This is a genomic window from Kribbella sp. NPDC026611 (assembly GCF_040638345.1).
In the GTDB taxonomy this organism is placed as follows: Bacteria; Actinomycetota; Actinomycetes; order Propionibacteriales; family Kribbellaceae; genus Kribbella.
In genome coordinates this window covers 83,431-100,752 of sequence record NZ_JBEZYC010000012.1, presented here as the reverse complement: position 1 = coordinate 100,752, position 17,322 = coordinate 83,431, and the positions used below count along the sequence as shown (strand labels likewise).

Genomic DNA, 17,322 nt, shown 5'->3' with positions numbered 1-17,322 from the left:
GGACACTACGTGCCTCCTCCGACAGTACGGCACGACCCGGAAACGACTCGGCTCCGGGGAGGTCTCCCCGGAGCCGATGAGTATGTCAAGGGTCGCAGGTCAGCCCGGCCGGACGGCGGTGTTGTACGGCATCTCGTCCATCGGGGCGATCTCGACCGACTTGCCCGGCCGCGGCGCGTGGATGATCCGGCCGTTGCCGAGGTACATCGCCACGTGGGTGATCGGCGAGTAGTAGAAGACCAGGTCACCCGGCTGCAGGTCACTCTTGCTGACCCGGCGGCCCTCGGTGGCCTGCACCTTCGAGGAGTGCGAGAGCGAGACGCCGGCCTTGCCCCAGGCGTACATCATCAGGCCGGAGCAGTCGAACGTGTTCGGACCGTCGGCACCCCAGACGTAGGAGTCACCCAGCTGGGCGAGCGCCGTGTTCACGGCGACCTGCGCGCGGCCGCTGGCGGGGACGTTCGGCAGGTCCTGGCTCTCCCGCTTGCTGTCCCGGCTCGGACGCTGCTTGATCGCGTCCTCGACGTCCTTCTTGTTCTCTTCCGCGAGCTTCTTGCGCTCGGCGTCGCTGAGCTTGTCGACGACGCTCTGCGCCTTGTCGAGGTTGGTGTTGATCTGGGTGATGAAGGTCTGCTGCTTGGCTTTCACCGCCTGCAGCGCGGCCAGCTCGCTCTGCTCGCTGGCCTGCAGGTCGGTGAGCTTGCCCTGGGCCATCTGGTAGCGGCGGAGCGCCGAGTTCTGCTGGCCGGCGAAGGCCTGCGCGGTGGAGGCCTGGCTGAGGAACTGGTCCGGGTTCGTCGAGAGCAGCAGCTGCGCCGTGGTCGAGATGCCGGAGGTCTGGTAGCCGGCGACCGCGAGGGATCCGATCTGCCGCTTCACGCCGTCCACCTGCGCCTGCTGCTTGGCGATCCCCGCCTGCAGGGCCTTGACCCGGGCGGCGGAGGCGCTGATCTGGCCCCGCAGGTCGTTCGCGTTCTCACCCGCGACCTCGGCCTGGTGCTGCAGCTCGGCGACCTGGCGCTTGGCCTCGTCGAGGGTGAGCTTCGGGTCGGCCTGCGCCGCTCCCTGGATCAGGATCACGCCCGCGACGACAGCCGTGCTGGTGATGGCGGCGAGGGCGATTCCCTTGGTGCGGTTGATGCGTCCGATGGACACAGCCCGGTCGATCCCTTCCTCTGCTCGCGCCGTCCCCGTCAACCTGGCCGTCCTGCGTCGCAGGATCCGCCGGGTCACTCCCTCGGCTTGCCGCTGCCCGGTCGGTCTGATCGGCCGACACCCTGAGGCAACGAGAGGTAACAGTAGTGACCATTTCGTGACCAGTGCAATTCGCCCCTCCGGTTTGATCGAAAATTAACGAACCAAGGCAACTATCAAACGGTCGTTTCCCCTTCTGTGCCAAGGGTTTCGCAGCAGTGTGCGGGCAGATGGTCCTGACAAAGCCCGTCCGGCGCGGCGTGCTTGCCCGCAGTGAGGATAAAGTCACCTGACGGTGAGACAGGGGGTTGCGTGAGCGCGATCGGCAAGCAGGTACGAGCTTTCCGGCAACGGGCCGGCCTGACGCAGGAAGAGCTTGCCGAGAAGGCGTCCCTGTCGGTGCGGTCGCTGCGCGACCTCGAATCCGGCCGCGTCGCCAGGCCGCGGGCCCGCTCGATCCGGCTGATCGCGGCCGCGCTGGAGCTGGCGGACGACGAGACCCGGCGCCTGCTGGCGGTCCTTGCCGACAGCACCCCCACCTCGCCCGCGGAGGCCGGCGCCGGGTCAGCTACTCCCCCGATTACTCCCCCGATTTCACAGCTACCGGCGGACGTCACCGCCTTTACCGGCCGGTTCCCGGCGCTCCGCCGCCTCGACGAGCTGGTCGGTGACGCGGCGGCCCCACGAACTGTCGTGGTTTCGGCACTCGGAGGGACCGGGAAGACCGCCCTGGCCGTGCACTGGGCGCACGGAGTGCTGTCCCGCTTCCCGGACGGCCAGCTGTACCTCGATCTGCGTGGCTTCGACCCCTCCCAGAAGCCACTCGACCCCGCCGACGCGCTCGGCCGGTTCCTCACCGCGCTGGGCGTCGCCCCGGCCGCTCAGCCGACCACACTGGACGAGCGGGCCACGCTCTTCCGGTCGCTGGTCGCGGAGCGGCGGTTGCTGCTGATCCTCGACAACGCCGCCTCGGCCGCGCAGGTGCGTCCGCTGCTGCCGGGTTCGCCGTACTGCGTGAGCATCGTCACGAGCCGCGATCGGCTGGCCGGACTGGTCGCGCGGGACGGTGCCGCACCGCTGCAGCTCGATGCGATGACCGAGTCCGAGGCTGGTGACCTGCTGCGCGGCATGGTCGGCGACTCCCGGGTGGACGCGGACCGGCCGGCGGCAGCCGACCTGATCGCGCTGTGCGGGCGCCTGCCGCTGGCTGTGCGGGTGGTCGGGGCCAACCTCGCCCTCGACCACCAGCGGACGCTCCGTGAGGCCGCTGATGCGCTGGCTGCGGCCGACCGGCTGGACAGCCTGTCGCTGCCCGACGACCCGGCTGCCTCGGTACTGCCGGCCTTCGAGCTGTCCTACCGGCCGCTGGCCGACGACCTGAAGCTCCTGTTCGGCCGGCTCGGCCTGCTGCCCGGCACCTCGTTCGGGGTCCACGTGGTCGCTTCTGCGATGGCTACCCACGCCGTCGACGTCGAGCGGCAGTTGACGCAGCTCGTGACGCTCAACTGGGTGCAGCCACTCGGTGACGGGCGCTACGTGCTGCACGACTTGGTCAAGCTGTTCGCTCGACGCGTCGCGGGCGACGACGCGGACGCCGTACGCCGGGTGCTCGACTACTACCTGCAGTCCGCGGACGCGGCCAACCAGCTGATCAACCCGGCGCGGGTGCGTACCCCGATCTCTGCGCCTGCCGCTGGTGTTGTGGTGGAGCAGTTCCGCACGGCGGAGGTCGCGCTGCAGTGGTGCAACGAGGAGCTCACGACGATCGCGGACGCGGTGGAGCTCGCCGTACGGGAAGGTCTCGACGAGTACGCCGTACAGCTGCCGACCGCGATGATCGACTACTTCCAGCGGTACAAGCACTGGCCGGTCTGGCTCGGCACGCACGAGCAGGCGCTGCAGGCCGCCGTCCGCCTGGGCGACAAGGAGCGGGAAGGGATCCTGCTGCGCGACACCGCGCTCGTGTACCGCGACCTGCGTGAGCACGACCGCGCCCGGGAGTTGCTCGAGTCCGCGGCGGCGATCGCTCGCGAGCACGGCCACCGCCTGCCGCTCGCCCGGGCGCTCAGCACGCTCGGCATCGTCGCGATGGACCTCGGCGACAACGACTCCGCGATGAGCTACTTCGACGAGTGCGTCCGGATCGCCGACGAGGACGGCGACCAGTACGCCGGCATGGTCGCGAGCATCAACCTCGGCTTCGCCCACCTCCGCGCGGAGCGGCTCGCCGACGCGGCCGAAGCCTTCGAACGGGTGCTGCCGGTGAGCCGCGAGCTCTCGGCCGGTGAGGTCGAGACCGTCGCCACCGGCGCGCTCGCCGAGATCAGCCGGCTGAACGGCGATCCGGAGGGGGCGCTGCAGCGCTTCCACGAAAGCCTCGCGCTGGCCGAGAAGCTTGACGAGCCGCTGGGCCGGCTGAGCGCGCACGAGGCGATCGCCCGGACCCTCGACCAACTCGGCCGCCGGGCCGAGGCCCGTCGCTCCTACCTGGCCGCGGCCCAGATCGCCGCCGACCTGGGCGACCCCCGCGAACGCGAGCTGCACGACGCCATCGAGAACCTCGATCTGGCCTGAGCTGCTCATCGCATCCCCCAGTCCCACGTAGGGGGTGGTCTGGGCCGGGTTGGTCTGGGCAGGGCCGGTCGTCATGTTTCCCTCCGGGGCGCTCGGGAACGTGCTTGGACGCTATCGAGGGCTCACGGTGGGTAACAGGCGGTTGACCGGCAGTTCAGCGGCAGTCTGTCAGCCGGTCAGCCGGTCAGCCGGTCTGCTCGGTCGGAAGATTGTCCGGCTCCACGCTCTCGACGGCGTGCACGAGCCGCAGCGGCGGGACCAGGCCCGACTCGGCCAAGGCGTCCAGCGCGGCCTTCTCGTCGTCGTCGATGCGCAGGCTGCCGTTCCGATCGGCAGAGCCGGTTGTTCTGGTAGAGATGGCGAGCACCACCGTCACCACGCAGTCCTGACACCCCGGACCCTTCATCACACAAGCGTCACAGTCGATCAGCACAACATCCTCCAAGGGGGGAAGCACCCGGACTTGCATCCGGCTGATCAGGACGCTAGAGACCCCCACCGACAGTTTCCGTCCCCACCCATCCCGCCCCCGACCCCGCACCACCCGCCCACCCCGCGTTCGAGGGGATATCCCCGCTTGTTGAGTGTTCTCCCCTGGTGTACGAGGAGAGAACACTCAACAAGCGGGGATATCCCCGCGAACGCGGGGCGGCGAGGGGAAGCGGGTGGGAGGGGGACAAGCGGGTGGGGAAGGTGGTGTCTTCAGGCGCGAGCTATCCGTGAGATCAGGCTGCTCGCGGACAGCGCGCGGGCGCCGAGTTTGATGATGCTTTCGGCAACTTCCCGGTCGGTGGAGACGACCACGACCGGCCGGCCGGGAGGTTCGGCGCGGACCAGTTGGCGGATCACGTCGTCGGCGATCACGCCCGCCGGGCTGAAGCGAACCCGGACCCCGCGGGGTGGATTCAGTTGCACGGGGCCCGAAAGCTCCGCGCCGTCGAACACCACGGTCACTTCGATCCGCCGCTGGGCCACCAGCGCGCCCAGTGCGGTCACCAGCCGCTGGCGTTGCGAGTGCAGTGGCGAGTTCGGCCAGGCGGTCTTCGTCACGTTGTAGCCGTCGACGATGAGATGCACCTGCGGCAACGCGAGCAGCTCGTCGAACAAGGCCGGGTCGTCCTCGGGCGCCGTACGCCCAACGGGTGCAGCGTCTGGCTCCAGGCCGGCCACGGTGTCGGCCGGGCGGAGCTCTCCCCCGGGCGGTAGGGCCAGCTCGCGGCGCAGGCCGCTCGCTGCCTCGAGCAACGTGTCCAGCAGCAGGCGGGTCCGGGTCGACGCGAGCTCCCGCTCCTGTCCCGCCGTACGCCGGGCCGCATGCTCGATCGCTTCCAGCTCGGTGATCCGGGAACGCAGCTTGCGCACCTCCCGCTCGACTTCGGACCGGGCCGCCTCGACGCGCTCGTCCGCGGTCTCGGCCTCCGTCGTCCGCAGCTCGAGCTCGCTCTGCAGACCGGTGATCCGCTGGCGGGCCTCGTTCAGCTTGCGGCGGAGCGTGACGTTCTCGCCCTTGAGCTCGTTGACCTGTTCACGAAGCCGCTCGCGGACCTGACGGGTCTCGGTGCGGGCCTGGTCGAGCTGGTCGGACAGCCGGTTCACCGCGTCCTCGTCGGTCCGCGGGCTCTCCACCGGGACCTGGGCCGCCGCGGCGACGTGCTGCTCCCAGTCGTCCGGGCGGAGGAGGTACGCGAGCGCAGCGACCTCGACCGGGTCGGCGGACGGGACCGCGACGCCCTCGGCGACGGCATCGCCGAGCTCCGGGTGCTCACGCCGTACCTGGAAGGCCGCCAGCCGGCGGAAGTGGTCGTCGGTGTCGAGGATCGGACCGAGCACCGACGCGGACAGCTTGGCCCGCTTGTTCGGCGCGAAACTGGCGAACCGGCGCAGCGGCGCCGGGATGTCGGTGGCCGGGAGCTGGCCGAGTGCGTGCGCGGCGAGGGTCAGGACGCGTTGCCGGACCGGTTCAGGCAAAGTCGTAGCAGCGGAGCTCGCGGCGGTGCCTGCCTCAGTCACCGGTCCGCAGTCCGGCCGGAGCGACGGCGAGGCAGCAGCCCGGCCGGTGATGCAGACCACACCGAACGGGGAAATGGTCCCGTCTCGCGGTGATCGCCTGTGTACGCATACCGAGAGCCTAGTCGACTCGTCTGCGTGTCACCTGCGGAATTGTCGGTGGCGGCTCTTAGCGTCGTGGACATGACCAGCCCAGCTCGCCCGCAGGCTCTGGATCCCGGAGCGCCGATCCGCGGTGTCCAGCACAGCTTCGACGACCTGGGCACACCGCTGCGCGACGTCACGTTCTGCGTCGTCGACCTGGAAACCACGGGCAACCCGCCGGGCGAGGGTGGCATCACCGAGATCGGCGCGGTCAAGGTCCGGGCCGGCGAGGTGGTCGGCGAGTTCCAGACGCTGGTCAACCCGTCCGAGACGATCCCGCCGTTCATCGCGGTGCTGACCGGCATCACCAACGGGATGGTTGCCTCGTCACCCCGGATCGAGTCGGTGCTGCCGGCCTTCCTTGAGTTCGCCAAGGGGTGCGTGATGGTGGCGCACAACGCGCCGTTCGACATGGGCTTCCTGAAGCACGAGAGCCTCGTGCACGGGTACGACTGGCCGGACTTCGCCGTCGTCGACACGGCGCTGCTGGCCCGCCGGGTGATCACGCCGGACGAGGCACCGAACTGCAAGCTCGGGACGCTGGCCAAGCTGTTCCGCACCAGGGTCACGCCGAACCACCGGGCGCTGTCCGACGCGCGGGCGACCGTCGACGTGCTGCACGGGCTGTTCGAGCGGGTCGGGTCGTTGGGCGTGCAAACGTTGGAGGACCTGCAGACGTACTCGTCCCGGGTCGCGCCGGCGGTCCGCGCCAAGCGGCATCTGGCCGAGTCGTTGCCGCACGCACCGGGCGTGTACCTGTTCACCGACGACCGCGGCGAGGTGCTGTACGTCGGGAAGTCGAAGGACCTGCGCACCCGCGTCCGGTCGTACTTCACCGCCTCCGAGACCAGGAACCGGATCGGCGAGATGGTCGGGATCGCCACCGGCGTCCGCGGGATCGAGTGCGGCACGCCGCTGGAGGCCGAGATCCGCGAGCTGCGGCTGATCGCCGAGCACAAACCGCGGTACAACCGGCGGTCCAAGTTCCCCGAGCGGCAGCACTGGCTGAAGGTCACCGTCGAGCCGTTTCCGCGGCTGTCGCTGGTCAAGCAGGTCCGCGACGACGACGCGGGGTACCTCGGCCCGTTCAGCTCCCGGAAGACGGCCGAGCGGGCGATGGCTGCGCTGCACGAGGCGTTCCCGATCCGGCAGTGCACGGCCCGGATGTCGCGCCACCCGCGGCTGTCGCCGTGCGTGCTGGCCGAGATGGGCCGTTGCGTGGCGCCCTGCGACGGGCGGATCTCGATGGACTCGTACGGCGAGTTCGTGGCCGGGCTGCGGTCTGCGCTGACCGTGGACCCGACGCCCGTGGTCGACGCGCTGGACCGGCGGATCGACGTACTCTCGGCGGACGAGCGGTTCGAGGACGCGGCCGTGCACCGGGACCGGTTGAGTGCCTTCGTGCGGAGCTCGGCGCGGATGCAGCGGATGGCGTCGGTGACCGGGTGCGCGGAGATCTGCGCGGCCCGGCGGACGGACGACGGCGGCTGGGAGCTGCACGTGATCCGGCGGGGGCGGCTCGCGGCGGCCGGGTTTGCGCCGCGTGGGACGGATCCCCGGCGGCATCTGGAGATGCTGCAGGCCTCCGCCGAGACCGTGCTGCCGGGCATCGGCCCGGTGGCGGCGGCCTCGCCGGAGGAGATCGAGCTCGTGCTGCGCTGGCTCGAGCTCCCCGGCATCCGGCTGGTCGAGATGGACGGCACCTGGACCTGCCCGGTGGGCGGCGCCGGGCGGCACCTCAACCGGCTGGACAACGCCCACTCCGACGCTCACCACCACCCGACCGAGCGGCGCCGCCATCTGCGCCCGCTCGGTCCGGCGCGGGTCGGTTAGGCCTCTATGAACTGGTAGTCCGTGGTGATCCGGCCGTCGGGGGTGAGCATCAAGAGGTCGATGCCGATGGCAATGACATCGTCGGTGTCCGTCTTGTGCATGGCCCAGCGGAGCTTGACCAGGTCCTTGAGCGCGGCGGCGGCGCCGTACCGGCGGAACTCGAACTCGCCCGGCTTGACGAACTCGTCGTACGCGCGGGTGACACGACGGTCGAGCTCGTCGTACCCGCGGGCCTCGAGGGTCGCGGTGACGCCGATCTCGGTGGCGCGCTCGACGATCTCCTCGGGCGGTTCGAGCAGGTGGACGCCGTTCACGGTCCACAGCTGCTCGACGGATCGGCGGCGTACCTCGGGGTCGGGCTCGTTCCAGACGGCGAGGTAGCGGTCGGCGAGTTCTTCGGCGAAGTTGGTCATGGAACGAGGCTGCCGGGGACGGCTGGGGACAACAATTCCCGCCTGGGTATGGATTGTCGGCGGCATGGGTTAGAAACGACGCATGGCATCCGATCTGTCGGCGGGACTCAGGGGATGGCGGGCCCGGCGGCGGGTCAGCCAGCTCGAGCTCGCCGTGCGCGCTGGGACCACGCAGCGGTATGTGAGCTTCATCGAGAGCGGACGATCCGTCCCGGGACGGGACATGATCATCCGGATCGCCGAGTCGCTGCAGGTCCCGCTGCGCGAGCGGAACGAGTTGCTCGTGGCCGGTGGGTACGCACCGGCGTACGACGAGTCGCCGTACGCCGGGGCCGGGCTGGCGGCGATCCGGGCTGCGCTGACGAACATCCTCGACGGGCACCGGCCGTATCCGGCGATCGTGGTCGACCGGCGAGGCGACCTGGTGCTCGCGAACGGGTCGTTCGAGGCGCTGGTCGCGGACGTCGGGCCGTACCTGCTGGAGGATCCGGTGTCGATTCCGCGGGTGCTGCTGCACCCGGACGGGCTGGCGCCGCGGATCGTGAACCTGGCCGAGTGGTCGTGGCACGTGATCGACGCGCTGGCCCGGGAGGCCGCGATCACGCCGAGCGCGGGGGCCGACCGGCTGGTCGAGGAGCTGATCGCGCTGGTGCCGCCGCGGCCGACGACCGGGGCCGACCATCTCGGGTTCGCCGTACCGCTGCGGCTGCGGTCGCCGGTGGGTGAGTTGCGCCTCGTCACCACGCTGACCAGGTTCGGTACCGCGATCGACGTCACGGTGTCCGAGCTGCGGATGGAGGCGTTTCTGCCCGCCGACGACCGGACGGCGGCGGCGCTGCGCGAGCTCGACCCCACTATGCTTCAGCGGGTTCAGGTGTGACTGAAGGAGAGGACGGCATGGTCACCGCGATCGTGTTCATCAAGGCCGATGTCGCGCGGATTCCGGAGGTCGCCGAGCAGGTCGCGGCGATCGAGGGGGTCAGCGAGGTGTACTCCGTGACCGGTGGGCTCGACCTGATCGCGATGATCCGGGTCGCCCACCACGACGAGTTGGCCAGCGTCATCCCCGACCACGTGAACCGGGTCCCGGGGGTGCTGAGCACGGAGACGCACATCGCGTTCCGCGCGTACTCGCAGCATGACCTGGAGGCCGCCTTCAGCCTGGGTGAGGACGGTGTCTGAGGGCCTCCTCCTGACACGTCCTGAAGTTACGGTGAACGCATGAGCAATCCTCCCGCCGGCTGGTACCCCGACCCCACGGGCCAGCCGAACACCATCCGCTGGTGGAACGGGGAGAAATGGACCAACAAAACCGAACAAGAAGCCCTCACCACTGACCCGACTGAGCCGCCCGACGCCCCCCAACCGGACGAAACCCAACCGACACAGTCGGGAGGGTCGCAGTCGGATGCGGCGCAGTCCGGCGGGGTCCCGTCGGGTGAGTCGCAGTCGGGTGCGGCGCACTCCGATGGATCGCAGTCCGGTGGGGTGCCGTGGGGAGGGGCGCAGTCCGGTGGGGTGCCGTCTGGAGAGGCGCCCGGAGGCGCGGAGTCCGGAGGCGCGGCGTCCGGAGGGGCGCAGTCGGGGAGGCCGGCGCAGGTCGAGCGGCAGGCTGGCGGACAGACCGGTGGTTCGGTGTCGGCGTTTCCTGTTCAGTCCGGCGGCCAGGCTCGGTCCGGCGGTCCTGCTCAGTCCGGCGGCCAGGCTGGCGGCCCGGCTCAGGCTGAACGTGGCGGAGGCTGGTGGCAGGTCCCGGCGACGCCAGACCTATGGAGCGCATTGACCGAGCAGCCTTCTGATGAAGGTCCGCGCCTGCGCGCAGTAACCCCCGAGCAGCCCGCGAAGCCAACCGGCCCCACCCCGTTCGAACGCGCCCGAGCAACCTGGGGCGCCCCCGAACTGGCCCCCGCACCCCCAGAACACTGGACCCAACGCACCCCCGAGCCAGACCCCTTCGACCTCGACGCCGCTGCCCCCGCCGAGCCGAACCCAACCACACCCGACCCCACCAACGGCTGGACCCTCAAACTGGCCCCAACCCCAGCCGACCCCACCCCCGCAGCCGCGACCCCCACCACGACACCTGCATCCGCCCCAGCCGACACCTCCGCCCCCGCGGCCGTCCGGGCCGAGACCACACCCGCGGACGCGCCTGCTGACACCCCGGCCGACACCACATCCGCGGACCTCCAGACCGAAACCAGCGCCGCCACCAAACCCACGAACACGCCTGCTAACACACCGGCCATCACTACACCCGCCGACGTCCCTGCCGACACCCCACCCGCGGACGTCGCAGCCGACACCCCGACCCCGACCACGCCTGCGGACACCCCGACCGTCACCACACCCGCCGACGTACCAGCCGACGTACCTGCCGACGCTCCGGCGGACGTACCTGCTGGCGAGGCGGAGCAGAGCTGGTCTGACGTGAGCTGGACGGCCCCGCCGACCTTCGCGCCGAAGCCGAACGACCAACCAGCCGCAATCACCACCCAGGCACCGACCGCGGCGCCGACGACTGCTGACGTGGTCGACGCGGACTGGGGCGATGAAGAGCTGACCCCGGCACGCCCCAGCTGGGGTGTGGAGTCCGGCGACGAGCAGTCCGCCCAGATGTGGGGTACGCAGACAGCCGACGAGCCGTCCGAAGACCAGCCGGCCTGGGGCGTACAACCCGAGGACGAGCACGACCTCATCCCCCAGCAGAACCAGACCTGGGGCGCCGCCCAGTCCGCCGAAGAAACTACCCAGGAACAGCCAGCCTGGTCCCAGCCCACCCCACCCGTCCTCTGGGCCGACCAGCAACCAACCACCCAGTCCGGTGGTTGGGGTGAGCAGAACGGCAAGTCCTGGCCCGTACAGCAGGAGACCACGAACGACCAGCAAGCCAACGCCAACGGTTGGGGCGACCCACAAACCGCAGACTCCGGCTGGGGCAACCAGCAGACCCCCGACAACGGCTGGGGCGACCCGCATCAGCCAGTAGAAAGCGGCTGGGGCCAGCAACAAACCGACGAAAACGGCTGGGGCAACCAGCCACAGACCACTGACAACGGATGGGGCGACCAGCAACCCACGGTCGAGAGCGGCTGGGGGCAGCAACAAACCGGCAACGGTTGGGACAACGAGCAGGCCGGTGAGGACGGCTGGGGCGGCCAGCAACCGATAGTCGAGAGCGGCTGGGGCACCCAGCAAACCGCCAACACCCCCCAAACCGGAGCCCAGCAACCCGACACCGCACCGCAGGGGTGGGACTCACAGCAGCCCGACACCTCGAGCAGCAACTCCCAGACCTGGGGCGGCCAGGCGGGCGACTCCAGCGCTCCAGCACCGGCCTGGAGCGGACAGCAAGGCGACGCCTCGACCGGCCCGACCCCAGCCGGGGGTGGACAGCAGGCCAACGAGGCCGGAGGCCCGGCACCAACCTGGGGCGGCCAGCAAGGCGGCACCTCGACCGGTCCGGCACCAGCCTGGGGTGGACAGCAGGCCGATGGTCCGGCACCGGCCTGGGGTGGACAGCAAGGCGATGCCTCCAGCGGTCCGGCACCGGCTTGGGGTGGGCAGGGAGGCGACGGCTCCGGCGGGCCCGCGACGGCTTGGGGTGGGCAGCAGGGTGGGGTGCAGCAGGCTTGGGGGCAGGAGACGCCTCGGGCTTGGGGAGAGGACGACGGCGAGCAGTGGGCCGGGCGGGCTGATGTCGGGGGTGGCGGCGGGAAGCGGCCGGCCAAGAAGGCGGGCGGTGGTGGCGGTGGTTTCTCCGGCGCCAAGCTGCCGTTGATCATCGGCGGAGGAGTCGCGCTGGTGATGCTGATCATCGCCGCGGTCGTACTCATCACCGGCGGCAACGACAAGAAGGCCGACCCACCGCCGACCACACCGTCCTCCCAGCCAACCAACCAGCCGACGAACCAGAGCAGCACCAAGCCAGGCCAGTCCAAGAACCCGAAGCTGCACGAAGGCATCGGCCGGATCTCCTCGGATGCGATCTCGTTCCCCCGCCGGAACCCGCCGTGGTCCGATCACAAGCGCCTGGTGCAGGAGCTGCTCAACTCGAGCGGTCAGTACGTCACGCTCCAGCCCGACGTACAGGGCACCAGCGACTGGACCGCCGACATCTACGTCGGCGCACTCGGCACCGGCTCCGGCTTCAACGGCGACCCGAAGGCGACGGCCGCGAACCTGTCGATCCAGCTGCGGGCGGACATGTACGGCGACATCCCGGTCACGTTCAAGACGATCGCGAACGGCGCGACGAAGCGCACCGACAAGTCCGGCTGGTTCTTCCAGCAGCAGGTCGTCGCGAAGTCGACGAAGGTGACCGCCCGGGTGCTTACCCTGACAGTGGCTGTCTTCGACCTCGGCGACGGTACGGCGGTCGCGTACGTCAGCAGCATCCCCACCACCCGCCCAGACCTGAAGGCGGCCGAAAGCCAGGCCTACAAGGGAATTAACGTTGGCTGAGAACGAAACCCCCCGACCCACCCCACCCGAAAACCCCCCGGGCCCCACACCCACACCCCCAGGAACAACGCCCGCGTCCCCCACCCCAGACCCGCTAACAGGTCCGCTGGCCCCGGGACCGGTGGGCGGGTTGTCTGTTTCGGGTGTGGAGGGTGCTTCGGATTCGTTGGGTGGGTCGTCGGATCCGTTGCTGGGGCAATCGCCTGCGCCGGCACCGCCTCCTCCCCCGCCGCCGCGACCGCAGCAGCAACCGCGGTCCAGCCCACAACTGCCGAGCGGCCCGCAGCACTCAGCCCCGCAGGCCGGCTCGCAGATGTGGACCCCACAGCAGAACACGCCCCAACAGCAGGGCGCTCAACAGCAGCCGGATGGCCCACAAGCCCAGCGTGCTCAGCAACAGCCGCCGAGTGGTCTGCCGCAGCAGGCCGGTCCGCAGGCTAGTCAGCAGCCAGGTGGGTCGCCAGCACCCCAGCAACCGCGACCACAGCACCGCGGCCCGCAGCAACCGCCGCAGCCGGTGCAACCGTCGGTGGGATCACCGCACGTCGATGGACCGCTCGGCGCACCCCAGCCGGGTGGACCGCAGGCCGGTGGACCCCAGGCCGGAGGACCGCAGGTGGGTGGACTGCAGGCGGGGCAACCGCGTGCGGCACAGCACCGGATGCCCCCGCAGACGGGACCGCAGCCGGTAGCTCCTCAGGGCACGCCACAACAACCGGGCCCACAGCAAGGCGGCCCACAACCAAGCACTCCGCAGTACGGCGGGCAGCCACCAACCGGTCCGCAGGACAGCCGACAGCAACCAACCGGCCCGCAGTACGCCGGGCAGCAACCGACCGGCCCGCAGTACGGCGGACCGCCCGCGGCCGGTCCGCAGCACGGGCGACCGCAGCCGGGTGGCCAGTACGGCGGACAGCCTCAGCCCGGACAACCGGCATGGGGACAGCCCGGACCGGTTGGACAGGCCCAGCAGCCTGGTCAGGTCCCACAGCCGGGTCAGGTCCCACAGCCGGGCCGGCCCGGTCGGCCAGGTCAGCCCGGTCAGCCGCAGTCACTGGGGCACGCGCAGCACGCACAGAGCACGGGACCGCAGCACCCCGGCAGCTCGCCGGCGGGCATGCCGCAAACGGGTACATCCCAGGCAGGTAGGCCCCAGACGGGTGGCCTCCAGCCAGGTGACCAGGCAGGTGGTCCTCGGGCAGGTGGGCCGCAGCACAGCAGGCGTACACAGCAGCCGCAGCCGGGGTGGGGGCCGCCGCAGGCCGGACAGCAGGTCAGCCGAGGGCCGCAGGCCGGACAGCCGGGACAGGTGCAGCCAGCGCCGCAGCATGCAGGGTCGGGGCAGCACCTCGCTGGGCCGGGGCAGCGACCGTTGTCGAGTGGTGGACCGCAGGACTCGCAGGGCCTCGGACAAGCGCACGCGCAAGCAGGTGCAGCTGAGGAGTACGGGATTACCTTGCGGCCGCAGAATGGTGGGGTTAGCGGGCGGGCTCGGGTGGTGGGGGCGCTGGTTTTGGTTGTGGTTGCGTTGGCGGTTACTGGGTTGAGTGTGGGGTGGGTTTGGAGCAAGGCGGACGCGGTCAGTCCGGTGGCGTTGCCGTCGGGGAAGCCAGGGCTGGAGACGGTCAGTCCTTCGTTGAAGCCGTCTGAGACGCCTACACCGGTGGGCAAGGTGCTCGGGACCGAGATTCTTGCTGCCAACAACGACACCATGCCGATCATGAGCTCGTCCTGGCGGAACGAGGACGAGCGGACCGGCCTCTGGGGCGGTGCCGCGATCTGGTTCACCGTGCATCCGAACTACAACGGCAAGGGCGCGATCTGGGGCAACTACGTCGCCTTCGGGCAGCTCGCCCCGGACATCCCGTACAAGAACACCGCGGCCGGCCTCAAGGAAGCCGCCGTACAGGCCGGGTCGCGCGCCATCGTCGGGCTCTACGACAAGAACGCCCAGCTGATGAAGGGCACGACCCACAAGGTGATCACCGTCGGCGGCCACCCCGGCCACGAGATCGTCGCGCGGGTCGTGGTGAAGGTCCCGAAGCTGCCGGAGACCTACTCCACCGTGATGATCGCGGTGGTCGACCGCGGCGACGGTACGGCGGACGTCTCGATCGCGGACATCGCCGGCTCGACCCCCGCCTGGCAGAACGTCTGGCGCTACAAGGTCGGCCAGATCCAGATCAAGCGTTGAGCAGAAGGGCCGGCGGGCAACCGCCGGCCCGGTTCACTGCACCGAAGCGCAGGCAGCGATCCACCGATCGAGCACGTCCTTGGCCGCACCCGAGTCGATCGCCGAAGCCGCCCGATCCATCCCGACCCGGATCCGCGACGTGATGTCCCCGGCCACCGGCTCGTAAGCCGCCAGCGCCGCCCCGGCGTTCAGCAGTACGACGTCCCGCACCGCCCCCGGCTCCCCGTCGACCAGGGCGCGCACGACCTTCGCGTTGTACGTCGCATCCGCCCCGCGGAGCGCGTCCGCCGACACCGGCTCGATCCCGAGCTCCCGCGGATCCAGCGTGAACGGCCCTTCCACCGATCCACCGCCGACCGTCCACACATGCGATGTCGTCCGCGTGGTCAGCTCGTCCAGCCCGTCGTCGCCGTGGAAAACCAGCGCATCGATCCCCCGCCGCGCCAGCACCCCGGCCATCAACCCGGCGATCCGCCCGTCCCCGACCCCAACGGCCTGCGCCGACGGATTCCCCGGATTCGCCAACGGCCCCAGGAAGTTGAACGTGGTCGGCACCCCCAGCTCGCGCCGGGGTACGGCGGCATGCCGCAGCGCCGGGTGGAACGCCGGAGCGAAGCAGAACGTGATCCCGGCCCGCTCCCCCACCTCGGCCACCTGTGCCGCGGTCAGGTCCAGTGGGATCCCGAGCTCCTCGAGCACGTCGGCCGCACCACAGGCCGACGACGCCGCGCGGTTCCCGTGCTTGAGCACCTTCGCCCCGGCGCCCGCGGCAACGATCGCGGACATCGTGCTGATGTTCACGGTGTGCGCCTGGTCACCACCGGTTCCGACGACGTCGAGCGTCCGCCCCGGCACCGTGATCCGGGTGGCGAACTCCCGCATCGTCGAGACGAGACCCTCGACCTCGGTCACCGTCTCGCCCTTGGACCGCAGCGCGATCACGAACCCGGCCAGCTGGGCCGGGGACGCCGAGCCGGAGAGGATCTGCTCCATCGCCCACGCCGTGGCGGAGGCCTCCAGGTCCTCGTGCCGCAGCAGCGGGTTCAGGACCTGCGACCACGTGTACACCGCTCAGGCCTCAGGCGGTGGTGGCGGGCAGCTTGGCCAGCCGCTGCCGGAGCAGGTCCGCAGTGACCTCGGCCATCCGGACCGGGTCGATCGGGTGCGAGACCGCACCCTCGGCGCGCGACCAGGTCGCCAGCCAGGCGTCCTGCGGACGGCCGGTGAGGACCAGGATCGGCGGGCACTGGAAGATCTCGTCCTTCAGCTGCCGGGCGATGCCCATGCCGCCGGCCGGAACGGCCTCGCCGTCCAGGATGGCCAGGTCGATGCCGCCCTTGTCCATGTTCTTGATCACGGCCGGCTCGGTCGCGCACTCGATGTACTCGAGCTCGGGCAGATCGGCGGCGGGCCGCTTGCCGAGGGACAGCCGGACGGACTCCCGCGTGGTGCGGTCGTCGCTGTAGACCAGGACCCTCAGCGGACGCTCAGAACTCATCGATCCATCCCAAGTTCGGTATCGGTACCAGTAGACAAGCGGAATGCTACCGGGGTGCCTGTCCGGCCCGGCGAGCCTGTTCCTCCAACCGGTCCAGCCGCCGGTCCTCGCGGCGCGCCTCGCGCTGCGACTCCCGCACCCACTGCACGAACAGTACGGCGAAGAACGCCACGCCGACGAGGTCGCCCGAACCCCAGAGCAGACCGCCCGCGATGTACTGGTCGCGCAGCGGCGACGGCGACCAGGACCGGCCGAAGCTCGTGTACCAGTCCTCCGCGATCAACGTGTTCGCCGACATGATCGTGATCCCGAGGAACGCGTGGAACGGCAGCGTGAGGAACGTCATCAGCAGCCGGAACGGGTAGATCACCCGGCCGGGCACCGGATCGAGCCCGAGCAGCGGCCAGAAGAACAGCGAGCCGACCAGGATGAAGTGCAGGTGCAACAGGTCGTGCAGCACGGTCGACCGCAGCGTCGCGTCGTACCAGCCGCTGAAGTAGAGCGCCCAGGGGCTGAGGACGAACAGCGTGAAGCCCACCAGCGGGAAGCAGAGCAGCTTCGCGACCCACGAGTGCAACACGGAGAGCAACCACTTCCGCGGCCGCTGCGGCAGCGTCCGGAGCGCCAGCGTGATCGGCGCGCCGAGTGCCATCGCCAGCGGGGTCAGCATCGACAGCATCATGTGCTGCACCATGTGCACGCTGATCAGGACCGTGTCGTAGGTGCCCAGCGCCGACTGGGTCGCCACCACAGCGCTCCCCAGGCCCACGCCGACGAACGCGAAAGTACGGCCCCGGGACCATTTGTCACCCCGGACCCGCAGCCGGTGGACGCCGTACAGGTAGAGCGCGCCGAGGACCACGATCACACCGAGTAACACCGGCTCGAAGGTCCATGCCGTCAGCAACCGGACCGGTGTCAACGGCGCGATCCGGTCGCCGGGTGTGGCATGGAGAGAGAGCACGGTTCCACAGTAGTGGCGAGCGCCGGGCGCCATCCGA

At 70.3% G+C, this 17,322-nt stretch carries 15 protein-coding genes; 6 read left to right on the top strand and 9 right to left on the bottom strand.

Annotated elements, in window-relative coordinates:
• Positions 1–99 precede the first annotated feature (99 nt).
• Entirely contained in the window at positions 100–1,155 is a 1,056-nt protein-coding gene (locus AB0E69_RS36475; protein WP_360157222.1) for an NlpC/P60 family protein, read from the bottom strand.
• A gap of 351 nt (positions 1,156–1,506) precedes the next feature.
• Here AB0E69_RS36475 and AB0E69_RS36470 point away from each other — a divergent pair, with 351 nt between their 5' ends.
• On the top strand, positions 1,507–3,768 hold the full coding sequence (locus AB0E69_RS36470) for a tetratricopeptide repeat protein (RefSeq protein ID WP_360157220.1): 2,262 nt from the start codon (positions 1,507–1,509) through the stop codon (positions 3,766–3,768).
• Positions 3,769–3,952: 184 nt separating this feature from the next.
• Here the strand turns inward: AB0E69_RS36470 and AB0E69_RS36465 are convergent, their stop codons facing one another.
• Complete coding sequence (locus tag AB0E69_RS36465) at positions 3,953–4,174, bottom strand: hypothetical protein (protein ID WP_360157218.1); 222 nt, start codon at positions 4,172–4,174, stop codon at positions 3,953–3,955.
• A gap of 296 nt (positions 4,175–4,470) precedes the next feature.
• Positions 4,471–5,736, bottom strand: coding sequence for an NYN domain-containing protein (locus AB0E69_RS36460; protein ID WP_360157215.1), 1,266 nt, complete (start codon positions 5,734–5,736; stop codon positions 4,471–4,473).
• Positions 5,737–5,958: 222 nt separating this feature from the next.
• Here AB0E69_RS36460 and AB0E69_RS36455 point away from each other — a divergent pair, with 222 nt between their 5' ends.
• Positions 5,959–7,752 carry a DEDD exonuclease domain-containing protein gene (locus tag AB0E69_RS36455; RefSeq protein ID WP_360157212.1) on the top strand — a complete coding sequence of 598 codons (1,794 nt, stop codon included), beginning with the start codon at positions 5,959–5,961 and terminating at the stop codon, positions 7,750–7,752.
• Here AB0E69_RS36455 and AB0E69_RS36450 read toward each other — a convergent pair.
• Positions 7,749–8,165 (bottom strand): hypothetical protein, encoded by a 417-nt coding sequence (locus AB0E69_RS36450; protein WP_360157209.1) that lies wholly within the window; start codon positions 8,163–8,165, stop codon positions 7,749–7,751. The two genes, AB0E69_RS36455 and AB0E69_RS36450, sit on opposite strands and share 4 nt — an antisense overlap.
• Positions 8,166–8,247: 82 nt before the next feature.
• On the opposite strand from AB0E69_RS36450, the gene AB0E69_RS36445 reads away from it, so the two are divergent.
• From AB0E69_RS36445 to AB0E69_RS36435, 3 genes are all read left to right on the top strand, one after another.
• Positions 8,248–9,045 (top strand): helix-turn-helix transcriptional regulator, encoded by a 798-nt coding sequence (locus tag AB0E69_RS36445; RefSeq protein ID WP_360157206.1) that lies wholly within the window; start codon positions 8,248–8,250, stop codon positions 9,043–9,045.
• A 17-nt stretch (positions 9,046–9,062) separates the two neighbouring features.
• On the top strand, positions 9,063–9,347 hold the full coding sequence (locus AB0E69_RS36440) for an Lrp/AsnC ligand binding domain-containing protein (protein WP_360157672.1): 285 nt from the start codon (positions 9,063–9,065) through the stop codon (positions 9,345–9,347).
• Between the two features lie 597 nt (positions 9,348–9,944).
• Positions 9,945–12,629: a hypothetical protein gene (locus tag AB0E69_RS36435; RefSeq protein WP_360157203.1), complete on the top strand. Its 2,685-nt coding sequence runs from the start codon at positions 9,945–9,947 to the stop codon at positions 12,627–12,629.
• Positions 12,630–12,918: 289 nt separating this feature from the next.
• Here AB0E69_RS36435 and AB0E69_RS36430 read toward each other — a convergent pair whose 3' ends face one another.
• Positions 12,919–13,152, bottom strand: coding sequence for a hypothetical protein (locus AB0E69_RS36430; protein WP_360157201.1), 234 nt, complete (start codon positions 13,150–13,152; stop codon positions 12,919–12,921).
• Between the two features lie 12 nt (positions 13,153–13,164).
• Positions 13,165–13,560, bottom strand: coding sequence for a hypothetical protein (locus tag AB0E69_RS36425; protein ID WP_360157198.1), 396 nt, complete (start codon positions 13,558–13,560; stop codon positions 13,165–13,167).
• Positions 13,561–14,178: 618 nt separating this feature from the next.
• On the opposite strand from AB0E69_RS36425, the gene AB0E69_RS36420 reads away from it, so the two are divergent.
• Positions 14,179–14,823 carry a hypothetical protein gene (locus tag AB0E69_RS36420; RefSeq protein WP_360157195.1) on the top strand — a complete coding sequence of 215 codons (645 nt, stop codon included), beginning with the start codon at positions 14,179–14,181 and terminating at the stop codon, positions 14,821–14,823.
• Between the two features lie 33 nt (positions 14,824–14,856).
• Here the strand turns inward: AB0E69_RS36420 and trpD are convergent, their stop codons facing one another.
• From trpD to AB0E69_RS36405, 3 genes are read right to left on the bottom strand one after another with little or no spacing between them, the layout of a single operon-like run.
• On the bottom strand, positions 14,857–15,891 hold the full coding sequence (trpD, locus tag AB0E69_RS36415; protein ID WP_360157192.1) for an anthranilate phosphoribosyltransferase: 1,035 nt from the start codon (positions 15,889–15,891) through the stop codon (positions 14,857–14,859).
• A gap of 10 nt (positions 15,892–15,901) precedes the next feature.
• Positions 15,902–16,321, bottom strand: coding sequence for a hypothetical protein (locus AB0E69_RS36410; RefSeq protein WP_360157189.1), 420 nt, complete (start codon positions 16,319–16,321; stop codon positions 15,902–15,904).
• Between the two features lie 46 nt (positions 16,322–16,367).
• On the bottom strand, positions 16,368–17,285 hold the full coding sequence (locus AB0E69_RS36405; protein WP_360157186.1) for a cytochrome c oxidase assembly protein: 918 nt from the start codon (positions 17,283–17,285) through the stop codon (positions 16,368–16,370).
• Positions 17,286–17,322 lie beyond the last annotated feature (37 nt).

Coding starts and splice junctions, on each gene's coding strand:
- AB0E69_RS36465 (WP_360157218.1), bottom strand. CDS start 4,174: ATGAAGGGTCCGGGGTGTCAGGACTGCGTGGTGACGGTGGTGCTCGCC.
- AB0E69_RS36455 (WP_360157212.1), top strand. CDS start 5,959: ATGACCAGCCCAGCTCGCCCGCAGGCTCTGGATCCCGGAGCGCCGATC.
- AB0E69_RS36450 (WP_360157209.1), bottom strand. CDS start 8,165: ATGACCAACTTCGCCGAAGAACTCGCCGACCGCTACCTCGCCGTCTGG.
- AB0E69_RS36445 (WP_360157206.1), top strand. CDS start 8,248: ATGGCATCCGATCTGTCGGCGGGACTCAGGGGATGGCGGGCCCGGCGG.
- AB0E69_RS36440 (WP_360157672.1), top strand. CDS start 9,063: ATGGTCACCGCGATCGTGTTCATCAAGGCCGATGTCGCGCGGATTCCG.
- AB0E69_RS36410 (WP_360157189.1), bottom strand. CDS start 16,321: ATGAGTTCTGAGCGTCCGCTGAGGGTCCTGGTCTACAGCGACGACCGC.